Genomic DNA, 719 nt, shown 5'->3' on the forward strand with positions numbered 1-719 from the left:
CGCCGTCCCAGCCTCGACGCGCCGATGCCGGTGATCGCGGCGGCGTCCTCGAACTTCTCGGTGGTCAGCATCGGCCGGACGAATGTGGGGAAGTCCTGCGGCGCGATCTCGTCGTCGGGCAGCGGCGTCGAAAACCCATTGCGCCTCGACGTCGGTGTCCAGCGGCCCGGCCACCGTGGCCGTGCGCACTTCGCCCAGCCGGCCGGCCAGCACGTCGACGAACCCGGGTCCGCCGTCGGACTGTGGGGCGAGGGTCAGTTCGTCCTGCGGGCGCGTGCGCCGCCAGCCCTCGGCGATGCACCGGGCCGCCTGCACGGCGGTCAGACTGTCGCCGAAACTGTCGGGGGCGATGAGAATGGTTGTCACCACGGCAGACTATGGCCTCCGTGGGGGCGTCGCAGGCTGCCGCGGATTGGGTCGCCCGGCAGCCGAGAAGTAACCTGGCAGGCGTGAAACTGCTGGGCCGTAAGAACGACGACGGGGACTCCCGGGACTCCGCGCCCTCCGCCGACGACCGCGCCGAGGCCGCCGCGGCCGCCGAGCGCGCGAGGACCGCACCGAAGGGCAAGCCGACACCCAAGCGCAACCAGGCGGCCGCGACGGCGATTCGCCCGGTTCCCTCCTCCATGACCGCCAGCGCCCACGACCCCTCGGCTCGCGCGAGCGCCTTCTGCACGGCCAGCACGAGGTCCTCTTCGGCCAGCCGTTCGTCCTCGATG

The 719-nt window shown here is 72.5% G+C and carries 1 protein-coding gene and 1 pseudogene; one reads left to right on the forward strand and one right to left on the reverse strand.

Going from position 1 to position 719, the window contains the following annotated elements; translation table 11 throughout:
* Window positions 1–369, reverse strand: a 369-nt coding sequence (locus tag ASJ79_RS25075; RefSeq protein WP_197420363.1) for a glycerate kinase, incomplete at its 3' end; no start/stop codon positions are given.
* A gap of 80 nt (window positions 370–449) precedes the next feature.
* Between ASJ79_RS25075 and ASJ79_RS34475 the strand changes: the two are divergent.
* Window positions 450–719, forward strand: a pseudogene (locus ASJ79_RS34475) (DUF3043 domain-containing protein); the annotation flags it as partial.

Origin of the sequence: Mycobacterium sp. NAZ190054 (genome assembly GCF_001545925.1) — a bacterium.
GTDB lineage: Bacteria > Actinomycetota > Actinomycetes > Mycobacteriales > Mycobacteriaceae > Mycobacterium.